The organism is Chitinophaga caseinilytica, assembly GCF_038396765.1.
Classification (GTDB): domain Bacteria; phylum Bacteroidota; class Bacteroidia; order Chitinophagales; family Chitinophagaceae; genus Chitinophaga; species Chitinophaga caseinilytica.
The window spans coordinates 3,124,213-3,140,237 of the sequence record NZ_CP150096.1; the positions used below are offsets into that span (position 1 = coordinate 3,124,213).

The window sequence follows — 16,025 nt, forward strand, 5'->3', positions numbered from 1 at the left end:
TCAGGCTTTAGAATTGAGAAAATCAACTTTTACGACCCCCTTGATCATTTCCAGCGCGAATTGCGCTGCGGTGAAATCGGTGATCCCTTCACTGAGGGGCGGGGCGTTCAGTACCGTTTTGATGGCGTCTGCAGCTTTGCTGACCTGCAAGGTTTGCTGGTTGCTGCGGGTGGTGATCTTCGCCGTATATCCGTCGATCCCGGAGCCGGGGTCTCCGCCGCCCTGGATCACGCGCAGGGAGGTGAAGAGATCGGGATATACGCCTTCCACGCCGGAATGCAGGGCCTCCGGCGGTTCGTGGATAGAAACCCTTTGCACCACGCCGTCGAAGATGCAAAGCAATACTTCTTCCGACAGGCGCTCTATCCGCAACTGCTGGATCTCGGAAGTGCCGGCGGCATCGTCGTATCCCGTGATTTCCATGCCGGGCCAGCCTTTCAGCACGGCAGACCGCAGCAGGAAACCGGTGATGGTACCGGTATTGTTCACGAATCCCTTCAACGATTTCTTTCGTTTCCGGAATTGCGTGGCCGTTTTTCTCGCGTTGACGCGCAGTTTCGCCAGGTAAGGCGTTTCCACGATCATGGATGCGGTGGTGGAGCGCCCGATGCTGAAAGCCCCGTCCATCAACGCGTCTACCCAATTATTATCGATGTAGAAGAACCGCAGCGATTCCGGCGGCAACATCCGTTCATCGGCCACGAGATAGTTGAACGGCACGCCATTGAGCAAGCTCAGCCTGGCCATCCATTTCACGACGTCTTCCGGCGGCGAAATATCTTTTTCCATGCGCACGCTCCTGGCGGCGAACACGTCGCCGAAGGCTTCGATGCCCTGGTATTTGTTTTTGATGATTTCGTTTTCTTCTTCGATCACCTGCCAGGCGTACAAGCCTTTCTTCCAGTTGTAGAGCGACGATGCGAAGTTCTTGTTCTGCAGCGCCAGCAACTGCCCCAGCTGCCAGGCGGCGCCGTAGGAAATGTCGAACAGCCCGGTATCCGGATTGTACCGGTTCGCGGCGTCGGAGCAGGATACGGGAAATTCGATCGTTTCCTTCACCAGGTACGGCAAGAGCGGACTGCGGTACCAGGAAACGGTATGGCCGCTGTGCCGCAGCGAATGCCCGTGGGGCGTATATCCCATCATAATGGCGTTTTGTACCAGCACGGTAGCGTCTGCCGGGCTCAGCGTGCCCAGCGCCTGCTTGTCCAGGGCGGCTTTCACGGCGGCGGTGGTAGGTGGCGTGCCTTTGAACGGCACCTGCAGCACGGTAAGCCCCTGCTGGTCGAGCTCGTTTTTGTTCAGGTGCTCGAGAAGGCTTTTGAAGGTTTCGTCGCGGGAATTGACGGTGTAGCTCCAGTCGATGTAAGTGAGCAGGCGAACGGTGGTAATGCCGGCGGGGAGATTGCTCTTGCCGTCGTCGTCCGGCAGGTAATCACCGAAGTTTTCGAGGGAAACGAGGAAAGCGTAGTTGTCGGCATCGTTTTGCGGCAGGCGGTTTCCCAGCACCACGGTGAAGTTTTCCACTTCTTTCGCCAGGTTGTCCGTTTTGTCGAGCGTCTGCATTTTCCGGATGTGCGCCAGGAACGGGAGGTCTTTTTTCGTGGGGGCGATCTGGTTGAACAATGCCGCGGGAATGTCGATGATGTTGCAATCGTCGTCGGGTGTTTCGCCGTAATCCAGTTTTTGCATGCCGGGGTAGGAGAATGTTCCGGTGGGCATGGTCCCGGTGCCTGTAATGGAGGAGCCCGCCACGGTGATGGCGGTGCCCGCGGGCACGAGGGCTTTCGCCTTTTCCCGCACAACAGCGGGCTGCTCGCCTTCGCCGAACAAAAGCACCGCGAGCCAGGGCGCCGCCGCATCGCCATTCACACTGCTTCTTTCCCAGGGCAGAATCCGGCGGTTGAACAGCACATGCGGCAACGTTCCGCCGAATTCGCCGTTGGCCAGGTTTTGCGGGAAATTGGAATTGATATCGTCCGGATCGAGGGAGAACCGTTCGCTGGTAACCGCGAATTTCCTGCTTGCCGAAAATTCTCCCGGTTGCTGGTTCGTTTGCTGCTTCACCGTGATGGTATACTCGGCGGATTTCAGCGGCGGAATATCATACTGGATAAAAATTACCTCGTTTTCCGCGGGTGTGGTGTTCTTCATAGTTTAGTTTTTTCTTCTCCCAATAACCGGAAGAGCGGACTGGCCAGTAAATAATAGGTTTCCGGGTCTGCCAGTTCCACCACGTTGATCTGCACGTCCAGATCGAATCCCAAATCCGTAACGGCGCTCAGCAACATGGGCCGGTTGGCCTGCGCCTTGTTGGCCATGATGGTACCGGAAACGGTTACGTCCTTGAAATCATCTGTCAACGGTACATACGTTTCCGTCCAGGTGAAATACTGGAGCTCGGGGTCAAGCCGGAACTGCAGGTATTGCAGGTCGATGGGCAATGTGCTGGCAGGACAATCCTTGTACGGCACCATGGTAAACCCGGTGAGCACGTCTTTGAGCGTAGTATCGTTCAACGGGTCTCCCACATTCGGATTGCCGTTCCGGTTGAAGCTGACTTTCTGCCACAGACCTTTCGGCACGTTTTTCAGAATGGGCGTGGCGTGGAAGGTGGACAAATCGCCGTTGTCGCTGATGATCTCGATGACCTGTTTCGACTGGAAGGCGGAGCTGTCGAGCCCCACGGGCCGTACCCCGAAATCGGTGTTCTGTAACGGCGCCGGTATGTCAGGATCGATGACGATGCTGATTTTATCGTTTTTGTTATTGGTGAAATCCCATTCTTTCGAAGGAATGATGGCGTCTGTCGTCAGTTCGAACTTTTCCGCGTTCACGATCCAGTTCAGTTCGCCGGGTTTGTCGCTCAGTTGCGCCAGCAATCCATCGGCTACCAAAATCTTACATACATCCGCATTGCTGGCGGTTTGCAGGCCCTGGCTGGCGCCGGCCGGCAACTGGGGAAGCATGTCGCGGGTGAATTCGTCCCAACCGATTTGCTGCGGCTTGTTCTGGCTGCCCGCGCCGAAGGATATGGTGAAGGAAATGATGGTGACGTGAATGGTGGCCTTTCCGCTGAATTCCGGTCCCCAGACATGCAGGCCAACGCCAACGTGAATGGTGATGGTTTTCTTCGTGAAAAGGAGGTTGACGGTGAAAGACGCGCCGATGTCCGTATTGGCGACGATGTCGTAATGGAAAGGCTTCCACATGATGAGGAAATCGGCCTGGAGAATGAACCAGGCGCGGATCCCGCCGCTTTGCCATACGGCTTCCATCAACCCGCCGGCCATGATCGCGTTGGAGGTGAGCGCGAAATACAGGGCGCCCTTGATCATGAGGTGGCTGTCCACCTTCCACGAAACCCCCAGCCTGGGCACTTTCGGATACCAGTCGGGGACCGTGTAATTGGAATTATATCCGCCGAGCGTAATCACGAAATCGCCTTCATGATCGCCGCCGAACCAGAAGTAAAACGCGAACCCGCCGGTCAGGTGGCAGGCTTTGGCCAGCACGTACGAACTGTCTGTCAATTGCCCCTGTATCGAAATCATTCCCGACCCATCCACATAAGAAGCCTTGATGGCCAGTTCCGCATACGCTACAGCCGGAATGCCCGTGCTGCCGCCCGTTCCCGGAGGGAGCACCACGCGGGAAAGCCCCAGCAGCGCGATTTCCAGTCTGGTGCCGAACATCACCGTGAGCAGGGCGAAGGAGTTCACCATCTCGAAAGACGTGAAGTTGATGCCCGCGGCCAGCCAGGAACTGCCGATCTGCGGGGCCACGATGCCTTTCTGCACGATGTCTGCCAGCACGCCGTTCACCTGTGCGGCAATGTCTTTGGTAGGATCGGGCGTTGGCCCGCCGCCCGTGGCCCAGACCACGAACGGGAAGGTAGCCACGCCGGTTATGTCGGGGATCACCAGTTTGCGGTTGAACCCGAACCCGGCGGAAAGCCCGGTCACGAAGAAGAACGGCGGTCCGCCGATGGGGAAATTCAGTACGGCGTACAGGAACATGGACGGTTTCCCTTCCACTTCCGTATACCCGCCGATGCCGCCGATGGTGAGCGCGGGCGTTTTTACGAGAATGTCACCATAGAGGTTGACGGGCGAGAAGCTGCCCATCAATCCGCCGGAAACGAGGATGGGGCCGCTGTTGTAGGTGATGGAAATACCGCTGAGGGCGAAGGCGATGTCGAACGAACTGATGGCGGAACTGATGCCGAAACCGTTCAGGCCGATGCTGAGGCCGCTGGCGGTGGCGGTTACGTTTACCATGACGTAAATCCGGGAATCCTTGTACCCGATACCGATTTTGTCGAAATATAACGGCCCGAAATTCTTCTGGATGTTGAACCATTTCGCTTTCACGGCATCATCTCCCACCGCGGCCAGTTCCATCGTGGCGCCGTTGCTGCTGTCGCCGCCCAGGACGAGGCTCAGCGGGTACAGCGTGCCGCCGATGTTGACGGTCATGGAGAAGGAAACCTTTCCGTTCAGGCCGTCTTCGGGCAACAGCGGGTAGCCGGCGGGGTCGGCCACGAGGGCTTTGATCTGATTATTGATGGTGGTGGCGAGGGCTTTGGTGGTGACGATGGAAACGAAGTTCACGTCCACCGCTGTGATTTCGAGTTTGCCGGCCGGTATCAGCGTTGCGACTTTATCGATGATGGGAAGGTTGGCCAGATCGATCACCAGGTCGGAAGCCAGCCCGAAATAATAGATCCATTGCTGGTCTGCGGGGTTTTTCATGGCGAGGAAAACCGCTTTTCCGTAGTTGGCGGATTCCAGGGAGAAAGCCAGCGTACTGGAAGTGAAATCGTACATCATGGAGGCGCTTTTCAGCGCCAGGTCGAGGCCGGCCGGAACGGTGGGCATATCGAACCCGAAGGCGCCCACGATATCGGCCAGTTGCAGGTATTCGGAAGGCGTGAGGGCTTCCCAGGAGGCGGTGAGCCGCGTGTCTGTAGTACCGGAAGTGAAGTTGATGTGGAACACAGACTCGCCGCCGTTAGACACATGTTTGAGGGTAATGTCTCCCGACATCACGTTCTTGAAATTGTTGTTGCCCTCGTTTTCCAGCGAAAATTTCACGTTGATAGCGAGCTCTGTGGTGGTGAACGTGATTTTGGCGGTGGCGCCGAAGGAGAAGTTTTTGGTGGTGGAATTGAAGCTGACGGCCAGGTTCATCAGCGTGATGGTTTGGATCCATTTCGGGGGATTGGACACGCCGAACATCTGTACCACATACGAGATGAGGTCGCCGATAACGATGGGGTCGCCGTCTTTGGTGCGGCCGTTGAATTGCCAGCCGCCTTCGGGCGTATTGTTGATGGACGCGCTCAGTTCCACGCCCACTTTGCCGATCTGCAATACCGTGGCCACGCTTCCCTGTATCGGTTGCTGGATGTTGGTAGGGTCGCGGGTGAAGTGGAGCTTGAATACGTTGATGGCGATATTGTTCGTGATCTGCCAGACGGTGGCCGATTGCGCATCGAACCGGAAGCTTTGCACCGATGGCACCACGCCGATTTCGAGGACGGAGAATGAAAAATCGGGCACACCTTCCGGAACGGTCACCGTTCCTTCGAAAAGCTGCATGGCGATGGCGGTAAGGCTCAGCGTTTTCCCGGGCGCGAGCCCGGCCGTGATGGCCCAGTCGGGGTTATCCTCCGTTTTCCGGAGCGCGCACAGGAGGAAGTTGCCCGTCCCCACCTCGAAAATACCGTACAGATCGCCCAGCACGTTTCGCGTGAGGGGGTCGGTGAGGTTGTAGATATTGAACCCGATGGAAATCTTCGTGATGGAAAAATACCCTTCGATGACGGGCCAGGAAGAAGCGGTGGCCACTTCGAACTGCAATTGCGTGAGCACGCTGGTGGTGGCGTTGAAATTGACGAACAGCGCGTTGATATCGATTTGCGGAATACTGCTTAAGCCTGCGGGCAGGGAGTTCATGAAATCCGTTCCGCCCGCCAGGGCGAGCAGGTCTGAGAAGCTGGGCAACGTTACCTTTTCGCCGGGTTGCAGCCCGAAAGCCCATTCCGTAGTGCTTCCCAGGCTGGCGCCGAGGTACGCCGGCACGTTGACGCCGCCCAGCACGAAGGTGCCGGTTACACTGGCGGTGGTTTGCCAGTTTGCGGCAGGCGCCTGTTTGGTGAGCGTAAGGTTTACCTGGAGCCCCGGTAGCAGGAGAATTTGTTTGTCCACGATCGTCCAGCCGTTGGTCACGGAAACGCCGATGGTAAAGTAAGTGATGGATTTTATATTGACGTTGTACGAAACATCGAAACTGTTGATCTGGATCCCGGTGAGCGCGCCGGCCAGCACGGAAGGGAGGAACTGCGTGATGTCTTGCCCCGCCAGCAGGGAACTGATTTCCGCCGGGGTGAGGTTTTGATCGCCACCCTCGGCGATGCCGATCTGCCAGTCGCCGCCCGTACCGCTTTGCAGCACGATGGGAATGCCGCTGCCGGATACGCCTTTGCTGGTCACGTTGAGGTTGAACCGGAAGCTTTGCAGACTGAATTTTTCCGACAGCGTTTTGTTGAAGGAGATGTTGCCCGCCGTGATCCAGTCTAAAACGGGGAGGGTAGGCGTGTAGCTGGCCGGGAATATGGCATCCACGGCCCCTACCACCTGGTCTTCCTGCACATCGAAAGTGAGCGTCAGCGCGAGGGTTTTATATCCCAGCAGTCCCGACGTCCCTTTCACGGTCACCGAATCCGCTCCGGGCGCGGGTTTTTCGGCGTTGGTGAGCAGGAGCGTTTCCTGTTGCAACACATCCTGGAAGAACGTGTCCATGAAATCCAGCCCGAAATCTGCCGGGGTAATGAGCATGTCCCCGTTCGGCTGGATGGGGATGGCTTCCATTTTCTCGATGATCTGTGCTATCAGTGAGGGCATAATGAGGTGAATTGTCAGTTAACAGGAAGTGCTTCGTGCAGGCTTACATCTTCAACATGCAGCGAATTGGTAATGGAGGTTTGCAGCAGGAGCAACCGGGCGGCATATCGCGCGTCTCCCAACGGCTGTACCTGCTGCTGGTCGACGATCGCAGTGGTCGGGATGTTGGGAAAAAAGGTAGGCAGGGCGTACGTAACGGGAAGCTGCTGGGTAGCTGGGGGTGGATTGGGATTGTCTATCGTCACGGAGTTGGTGATCTGCACCTGGGCGCCGATAGAATCAACGATCTGCTGCATACCTATCCGGTAATAATAAATGGGGATGTCCAGCTGCGAAAGGTCGGTCAGGCATTGGTTGCCCGCCAGTACGTAGAAGTCCGGAAGGTCGGGTGCCTGGTAATTGCGCGCATCCACTTCAAGCTGTCGCCTGACGAGCGTTTGCATCGTGTACAGCTGGCCGGTGGCATTTAATGGGTTGAAGTAGTAGGGGGCGATATAGGTATTCTTGAATTCCGCGGTAGCGTAAGGGATGTATCGCACTACCACATTGTTCAGCCGGGTGAACCAGGCATCGAAAGCAAGGTTTTGCTGCGCGGCCCGCAATACCGTCATGCCGTCTGCAAACCCCGTCAGCAAAGCTGGCTGGTCTATCGGCACATATTGCTTGTTGCGGATGCCTTCCCATTGCCACAACCGGTTCTCCTTGTAATCGGGTTCGTATTTCTGGTCCAGGAAACAGTTATTCCCGGTGGCAGTCGGCGGTGGGGTTACCCAGGTGAAATCCTGTGCATTCAGGAAGAGCCCGTTGATCCCGCCTATCGGTAATCCAAGACCATCTATCAGGCTGGTGGCGCCGATGGAGTCGGTAGCCTTGTTCAGTGATATTTCCATATCTATCAGGTACGGCAGGTACGCTTTCACCCGGAGGTTTTCCAGGTGAAGGTCCTGCATGGAAAAGCTGCAGGCCAGCGCGGCGATCGCCCCTTCCGTGAGGTAAAACGTCCGGATAACGGCCGCGGCATTTTGGCTTTTGAAAATGAGGTAGTCGCTCTGCGCAAAAGGGTAATATCCGTTGAATTGTATGGACGTGCCAGACAGATCGTTGTTGAGGTATTCGATGTAACCATACGCGGCGCGCAACGGCAGGGGCGGGCCGGCCAGATATGTCGACTGGTAATTGCGTGGCAGGATGCCGTAGACGGGTACGGGTAATCCTGTAAATCCGGGATGGGTAGTCTTGTAAGCCGCCAGTTGTGCGTTGTAAATCTCGAAAAGACTGGCCGTCATAAACCTGGGAACAATGGCGTTGACAACGTCCGACCGGCCCGCCAGCAGACAGTCTGCCTCAATATCGCTGGGTTTGTACACGAGTCTTTTCACTTCGGTAACCGGGTTGTAATCAAACAATCCTACAACATCCACATTAAATGCAAGGATCAATACCTGTGTACCGCCTTTGTGGAAATCGGAACCGGTGGACCGGATGGCGGTCAGCTCCTGTATGGCGTTAATGGTGTTAGGCGTCAGTGCGTCGAAGAAGGCTTCGAGCAGGGCTTTATCGGCATACAGCCGCCGGCACGCCTGCTCGATATTGCCTGTAAAATGATTATAGAGCAATTGAAGCGCGCCGGTGGAAACCGTGAACGTGTTCCTGAAAGCCAGGCGGCTGGCGGGGTAGTTGTTCAGGATGTTGGTATTGAAATATTGCTCGTACGTCTGGTTGTTGGGGATGTTGAGCCGTAATGCCTGGTCTACCGCCGTGCCGATAAACAAATCAAACATCTTTGCCATTTCATTCATGAGGTTGGCGGATCTCACGGCAGTTCGCACAAAGCTGTAGTTGGCTGCGCCGAGATTGGTGGCCAGCGTTGTTCGGAAAAATGTTTGTGCATCTTGCAGATAGTCGAGGTACAATGATGCGCGATAGTTGTCTGGTGGTGTAACGCGCAGGGCTTTCAGTTCGGCGACCAATTCAGGATATGTCATAACAATAAGGTTTTTCGGACAATACGCGACACGTACACCTGGCGCATGTTTGCGCGAGATGAGCCATGGTGCACCAACACCGGGTACCTGGAATGTTGGTTGTACCAGCTGCATAGCAGGGCTACGTGACTAGTTGATCACAATAAAAACTCAGCAGGAAGATGAATGATGAATTACTGATTACGGGTTTAATGGATTTTACAATGAATCTATTTTAGGGCTAGACGATCAGTTAAATAGGGCGATATGAATGTAGCACTATTTCTTTTATTTCGACAAAAGTATTTTAGCAAAAATAAAAACTTAACAATTCAATTCGTACATGAATACAGCTTTTTCGTACGGTGAAAAACAGCTTTCATTTATAGCCTGTCTTTCATGAATAATATATTTTATAAATATTTTTACATTTCTCTATAATTGCCTGTCATGGCCGGTTGCGGCTGCTGCAAAGGTATGTTGCCGGATGTCCGACTTGTTTGAGTTTTCAACTGATGCAACGGGTTTTCAATTGACGGGAATTACCTGTTGCGGATTCATGCCTCCTGCGGCTAATGCATTCGTGATGGTGGGCGTTAGCAGCAATGAGCGCGCCGGGTTGCCCGGCGGATTAGCCAACGGAAATACCTGTGCCTGGTATACGATGGTGGTGGTGGGAATGTTGGCCAGGAACGTAGCCCGTCCCAGCACCGGCGCCACCTGGAATGGAACGGTGGCCGGCGGCGGCGCGGCATTGTTGATCGTTACCGTGGCAGGGATTGGCACCTGCGCGCCGTTGGAGTCGATGATTTCCTGCATGCCGATCCGGTAATAGTAAATCGGTATATCCACCTGCTGGAGGTCGGTCAGGCATTGCACGCCCGCCAGCGACAGGAAGTCAGGGTTCGCGCCAGGCACATAATTGTTCGCTTTCGCGGTAAGCTCACCTGTGATGAGCTGTTGTAACGTATATGCATTGCCGGTCGCATTCATGGGGTTCAGGTAATACGGCGTAACGAAACTGTTCTTGAAAAAGGAAGTAGGATAGGGGAGATAGCGCACCACAACATTGTTCAGCCGCGCGAACCAGCCATTGAAAGCAAGGTTCTGCTCCGCGAACGCCAGTACCGTCATTCCATCTGCAAAGCCCGTCAGCAGCGAAGGTTGATCGATCATCACATTTTGCTTGTTCCGTGTGCCGGACCATGTCCATAAACGGTTCTGATAGAACACTGTTTCATAGTCCTGGTCGAGGTAACAGTTTGCCCCTGAAGCGGTGGGGGCAGGGGTGCTCCATCCGAATTCCTGCGCATCGAGGTACAACCCGTTGATGCCGCCGGCCGCCAGCCCGAACACGTTCGCGATGAGCACCGTCGACTCAATGCTGTTCGAAGCCTTCGCCAGGCTTACTTCCATGTCTATCAGGTAAGGCAGGTACCCTTTTACCCGTACGTTTTCCAGGTGGAGGTCCTGAATGGAAAAGCTGCATGCCAGCGCGGCCGTTGCGCCTTCCGTCCGGTAGAAAGCCTGTGTGATGGCGGCGGCGTTCTGGCTTTTGAAGATCATGTAATCGCTTTGCGCGAAAGGGAAGTAGCCGTTATACTGGATGGTGGTGCCGGAAAGATCGTTGTTGAGATATTCGAGATATCCGTAGGCGGCGCGCACCGGCAGGGGTGGCCCGCCGACATGTGCCGATTGAAAGCTGCGCGGCAGAATACCGTAAGTCGTTACCGGCAGCCCGGTAAACGCGGGATTGGCAAGCTTGTAGGCGGCCAGTTGCGTGTTGTATATTTCGAACAGGCTGGCTGTCATAAACCCGGGCGTGATGGCGTTGATCACCGCAGATTTGCCCGCCAGCAGGCAATCCGTCTCGATGTCGCTGGGTTTGTACACGATCCGTTTGTCCGTGGTCATGGTGGTGTCGCCCGCGGCTTCGGTCACATCCACCGTTAATGTAAAGATCAACACCTGTTTGCCGCCTTTGTGGAAATCCGAGCCGGTCGATTTAATGCGCGAAAGCCCCCAGACAACGTTCGTCGTGTTGGGAGACAGCTCATCGAAAAAAGTGCCCAACGCATTCCTGTCGGCGTACACGCGCTGGCAGGCCTGCTGGATATTGCCGGTGAAATGATTGTACAGCTGCAGCAGCGCATTGGTGGAAACGGTGTAAATACCCCGGAAGGTGTTCCGGGTGCCCGGATAGCCTGGGGTCAGGATATTGTTATCAAAATATTGCTGGTACGTTTCGTTGTTGGGAACATTGAGGAGAAGTGCCGCATCCACCGCCGCGCCAATGTACAGGTCAAACATCGCTGCCATTTCATTCAGCAGGTTGGCCGACCTGACGGCCGTTCTCACGAAACTGTAATTCGGCGCGCCGATATTGGCGGCCAGGGTAGTCTGGAAGAACGTTTGCGCCTGCTGCAGATAGTCGAGGTACAAAGACGCGCGGTTCACATCCGGCGGCGTTACGCCCATGGCCCTCAGGATAGCTTCTAATTGGGTTCTGTTCATTTCGAAACGGGTTTTAAAGCAATGTATGACACGTACAACGCGCCCATCCACTCCGGGCAAACGGTTGAAAATCCTGCATCCGTTTGGGAAATGCGGTTTTCACGCGATGCGCTGCACGGCTACGTGATGAATTATCAATACTGAAACGCTGACAGGAAGATGAATGATGAATTACGGGTTCAATAAATATTTAGGATTGAACAATCAATGCTAGACGATTTTGTCAAAATAGGGCAGTATGAAATTAGCACTAATTATTTTATTTCAGCAAAAGTATTTTCCGACGATGATGTTTTTTGATTGCCTGAGGATAAAAGTAGGTGAGCGGAAACGCAGGATGGTGAAGTGTTTCAGAGAAATGAAAATATTTGTATGCTTGGGGAGAAACAACAGTAAGCGGAAACGTAGGTTGATGCATCGTTTCGCGTGAAATCAAAAAGGTACCCCATGCCGTGGGATACCTTTTCTATTGCGTTGTCGAATGTACGGTAGACTATTTCACTACGTACAACATGTCTTCATAATCATGCGCGGCTACATACAGGGGCACTTCGGCCCAGGGAGCCTTTCCTTTGGCAGCGGCCACGGTATGTTTGGCCAGTTCCTGTACCCGGAGGATGACGAGATATTCATGCAGCTCGCATGCCTCGCGCAACTGATCGTCGCGGAAACCTTCTGTTTCCATATATCTTTTATTGGTTTCCTGCAGGGGTTCGAAGCCCGTGATGGTGAGGGTTTTTTCGGATTCCCCGCTGAAATCCTGCAGCCAGTCAAGGTTTTCACGGTTGGCGATGGATTCGTAAGCCAGCAGGTGCAGGAACCAACGGTCGAAATGCGTCGTAAAACTGTTCATTTCGAGATAGAGCGCCTTGATCTCGAGCTCCTCTTCATCCGTCATGTACGTCCAGGAATGATTGAAATACGCCGTGAGCGGCGCCTGGAGGTGCAGCAGGTCTTTGCCGATCACTTGCTGGAATCCGGACGCCGGCAGTTGCGCCAGCATCGATTCCGCTTCCCGGATGGCCGTTTCTATTTGACCCGACTGGATGAGTTCCTGTATTTGTTGCATGCTGCAAAGAAAGGACAATTCGCGTAAATGGCGAATTAATACAAAAAAGGGTAGCCGACCCGCTTCGGCCAGCTACCCTTTCTATTTTAATGCTCTCGTTATTTCACGCGCACCAGCCGCACTTCCTGGAGGTTCATCACGCCCAGGCCGGGTTTGGTCAGTGGTTTGATCGTGATCGCGTTCACGCCCGCCGTTGCGAGGTTCACAGTACCGAGGTCCCAGTCGCGGTAAGCGCTCCAGTTATTGTCGGTACTTTTCACCACGCCGGTCAGGGTGGATTTTCCGGCCGTCACCGCGATTTTCGATCCGGCAGACTCGTCCGTGCAAGCCGCCCGGAGGATCACTTTGTACTTCCCGGGTTGCTTCACCCGGAGGTTCCACGTCGCCGTACCTGTCAGGGCCGTCCAGCTGTAAATGACCGGTTTGTCGCCCACCGAAAGCCCTACGCCCGGCGTGAGGACCGCATCGCCGGTATGCAGGCGGTAACCGTTGTCGGCTTCCGGGAAAATCCCCATGGGAACGAGGGAAGTTCCCGTAACGTCCAATTCGATCACGGTGGTAAGCTCGTTCCGTTTTGTATGGGCGATATCGATGAAAATGCCCTGCTCGTTCACTTCCGTGCGCAGCGGCGTGCGTGCGGCGTCTGCCAGCACGAAGGCGCGTGGCGTACTGCCCGCGTCCGGGGCGATGGGCACGTGCAGCCGGTTGTTTTCCGGCCAATGGAAGATATGCAGGAAATATTTACCCGGTTTGGTGGTGATCCGCCCCCAGTTCACTTTGCCGACGCTGTTGGCGCGGGAGCCGTATATCGCTTCGCCGTTCATTTTCATCCAGCCGCCGATGCCCTGCATCAGTTCGATGCTTTTGGCGGGGATGGTGCCATCGCCCATGGGCCCCACGTTCAGGAGGTAATTCCCGCCTTTGGATACGATGTCGACGAGGTTCTGCACCAGTTCCTTATCGGTATGCCAGCGCTGATTGTTTTTGCTGTAGCCCCAGGTGCCGTTCATGGTCATGCACGATTCCCAGTCCATGTTTTTATAGCCCGTTTCGGGGATGAACTGTTCCGGCGTCACGAGGTCGCCGTTGGCGCGGGTATAATCGCTGTTGTCGTCGAAATGGTACAGCCTGTTGTTCATGATGATGTTGGGATGGTGCTTCTTGACCATGTCTACCAGCGCGTTGGCGCCCCATTTCTCACCCTGGATCTCCTGCGAGCTGTAGTCCCACCAAACCACGTCGATGGGCCCGTAATTGGAGAAAATCTCCTCGGCCTGCTGGTGCATGTAGGCCACATAGTTCGCGTTGTTGCGGGTATCGTTTTTTACACCGCCGGGCGTTGGCATGCCGTGCTCTACATAAGCGTCGGGATGGTGCCAGTCCAGCAGCGAAAAGTACACGCCCACGCGCAACCCCTGCTCGTGGAGGGCGTTCACGATTTCCCGCATGAGGTCGCGGCCGGTAACGTCTTTCCCATCGAACGTAGTGGTTTTACTGTCGTGCAGCGCAAAGCCTTCGTGGTGGCGGGTGGTGAAGATGACGTACCGGCAACCGGCTTCTTTGGCCGTTTTCGCCCATTCCCGCGCAAAACCGGGCTTTGGCCGGAACAGCGGCGTGAGCTGTTTTTCATAAACCGCGGCCGGAACGTTGGCCATGTTTTGTATCCATTCCACGCATCCTTCGTAATCCTTTCCGTTCCATTCACCGGCGGCGGCGCTGTAGAGCCCCCAGTGCACGAACATCCCGAAGTGTGCGTCGCGGAACCAGCGCATGCGCGCGTCCCGGATCGCTTCCGGCTCTGCCGCATTGGCTTTCAGCCCGCCGCCCGCCTGTGCGAACGTTGCATATCCGGAAAGCAGCATCCCGCCGAGCAGGCACGTCTTCAAAAAGTTTTTTCCCATCGTATTCGCTATGTAAGTCAATTTCATTACTGATTGATAAAGTGCTGTTACCAGTTCGGGTTCTGCTCCATATTCGGGTTCGCGTTCAATTCTACCAGCGGGATCGGCCAAACGTAGTCCCGGGCCGCGTTGAACTTCCTTTGCTCGATGATGACAGCCTTGCCGGTAGCAGGGTCTATCGCGCCTTTGGCGGGCTCGTTCAGGACGATTTCCGCGGTTTTCCAGCGGCGGATGTCGAACAGCCGCTGCCCTTCGAAAGCCAGTTCCACCTGTCTTTCCCGGCGCACCAGCTGCCGCAGGCTCGCCTGAGAATTGTACCGGCTCACGTCCACATCAGGCATTCCCGCGCGCGACCGTACCATATTGAGATAACGTACCACATCGGGGTTTTGCCAGTCGTTCATTTCCACGAGGCTTTCCACGTAACTGAGCAGCACTTCCGCATACCGGATGATCATGAAGTTGAGCGATCCTTCCCAGGGCGTTCCTGCATCCTGCGGGTCGAGGTATTTTTTGATCCAGAAACCGGTTTGGGTGGATTGGGTGAGGCCGATCTGGTCGGGGCTGCCTACTTTAAACGGCTCCAGTTTCCTGTTCACGAACGTTTCTCCGGGAAGGAGCACGCTGGCCGCTAAACGGGGATCGCGGTTGTTCTTGAACGCCGGGTCGGCCTGGTAGATAGCGATGCTGTCTGGCCCCAGTTCATTGATCGTTTTGCCCTGCAGCGTTTCGTATGTGTTCACGATCGCGGCGGTGGGGCTCGTTGTGGCCTGTCCGCTAAGGCTTTTGGGCCCGAACCGGAAAAACGCTTCCTTCTGCCCCCTTACGCGGAAAAATATCCTTTCCTTATTGATCATGCCGCTATAGGAAAAGAGGGAGGCATAGTTGCCGACAGCCGCGTCGGTGCTGTGATACAGCTCATATACGTTCAGGTCGATGACCTTTTTGGCGGCTTCCGCGCATTTGGCATAATCGCCGGCATTGAGGTACAGCATGGTTTGCAGGGCATAGCAGGTGCCTTTGCTCATGCGGTAGGCGTCGGCCTCGGAGTAGGTGGCTGGCAGACCGGCCGCGGCGGTATCAAGCTCCGCTGCGATGAAAGCGATCACTTCCTCGCGGGAGCTGCGCTTAGCGAACTGTTCGTTGGGCGACAGCGAATGGTTCACGATGGGGATGGGGCCGTAGAGCAGGAACAGGTCGAGGTGGTACCAGGCGCGGAGGGCGCGGGCTTCGCAGGCGTAGCGGTTTTTGCGGTTCGCATCTTCCACATAAGCGCGATTGTAGTTTTCGAGGAAACGGCTGGCTTTGCGGATGAAGAGGTAGTTGTTCTTGTAGATTTCGTGCACCGAGCTGGTCTGGCTGGTGGCCAGGCCTACGGGATAGGTTTGCCAATCGCCGTAATTCCCGCGGAATACCGCTTCGTCGGTAGTTCCGGCGAGGTGCATCCTGCAGTTCGCCATATAATCGTAATTGCCGAGGGAACCGGTGGGCAGGCCGGCGTAAATGCCGCCCAGGGCGCTTTGCAGATCGGTTTCCAGTTTCCACCATTTTTCGTCGGTAGTGGCGGTAGGGTTGTCGCGCACGAGGAAGTCCTTCTTGCAGGCGGCAAAGAAAGGAATGGCGAATAGTATCGATAACAGTATGATTGAATTCCTTTTCATGAATGGTA

The 16,025-nt window shown here is 55.3% G+C and carries 7 protein-coding genes; all 7 read right to left on the reverse strand.

The window, feature by feature from the left end; genetic code table 11:
- Entirely contained in the window at positions 1 to 2,154 is a 2,154-nt protein-coding gene (locus WJU22_RS12995) for a hypothetical protein (RefSeq protein WP_341843663.1), read from the reverse strand.
- Entirely contained in the window at positions 2,151 to 6,908 is a 4,758-nt protein-coding gene (locus tag WJU22_RS13000; protein WP_341843664.1) for a DUF6603 domain-containing protein, read from the reverse strand. Before WJU22_RS13000 ends, WJU22_RS12995 begins: the two co-directional genes overlap by 4 nt.
- Before the next feature lie 14 nt (positions 6,909 to 6,922).
- Positions 6,923 to 8,893, reverse strand: coding sequence for a hypothetical protein (locus WJU22_RS13005; RefSeq protein WP_341843665.1), 1,971 nt, complete (start codon positions 8,891 to 8,893; stop codon positions 6,923 to 6,925).
- A gap of 507 nt (positions 8,894 to 9,400) precedes the next feature.
- Positions 9,401 to 11,386: a DUF4135 domain-containing protein gene (locus WJU22_RS13010; protein WP_341843666.1), complete on the reverse strand. Its 1,986-nt coding sequence runs from the start codon at positions 11,384 to 11,386 to the stop codon at positions 9,401 to 9,403.
- 493 nt (positions 11,387 to 11,879) lie between these two features.
- Positions 11,880 to 12,455 (reverse strand): hypothetical protein, encoded by a 576-nt coding sequence (locus WJU22_RS13015; protein WP_341843667.1) that lies wholly within the window; start codon positions 12,453 to 12,455, stop codon positions 11,880 to 11,882.
- A 98-nt stretch (positions 12,456 to 12,553) separates the two neighbouring features.
- Entirely contained in the window at positions 12,554 to 14,341 is a 1,788-nt protein-coding gene (locus tag WJU22_RS13020) for an alpha-L-fucosidase (protein ID WP_341843668.1), read from the reverse strand.
- A gap of 62 nt (positions 14,342 to 14,403) precedes the next feature.
- Positions 14,404 to 16,017, reverse strand: coding sequence for a RagB/SusD family nutrient uptake outer membrane protein (locus tag WJU22_RS13025; protein WP_341843669.1), 1,614 nt, complete (start codon positions 16,015 to 16,017; stop codon positions 14,404 to 14,406).
- Between the last annotated feature and the right edge of the window lie 8 nt (positions 16,018 to 16,025).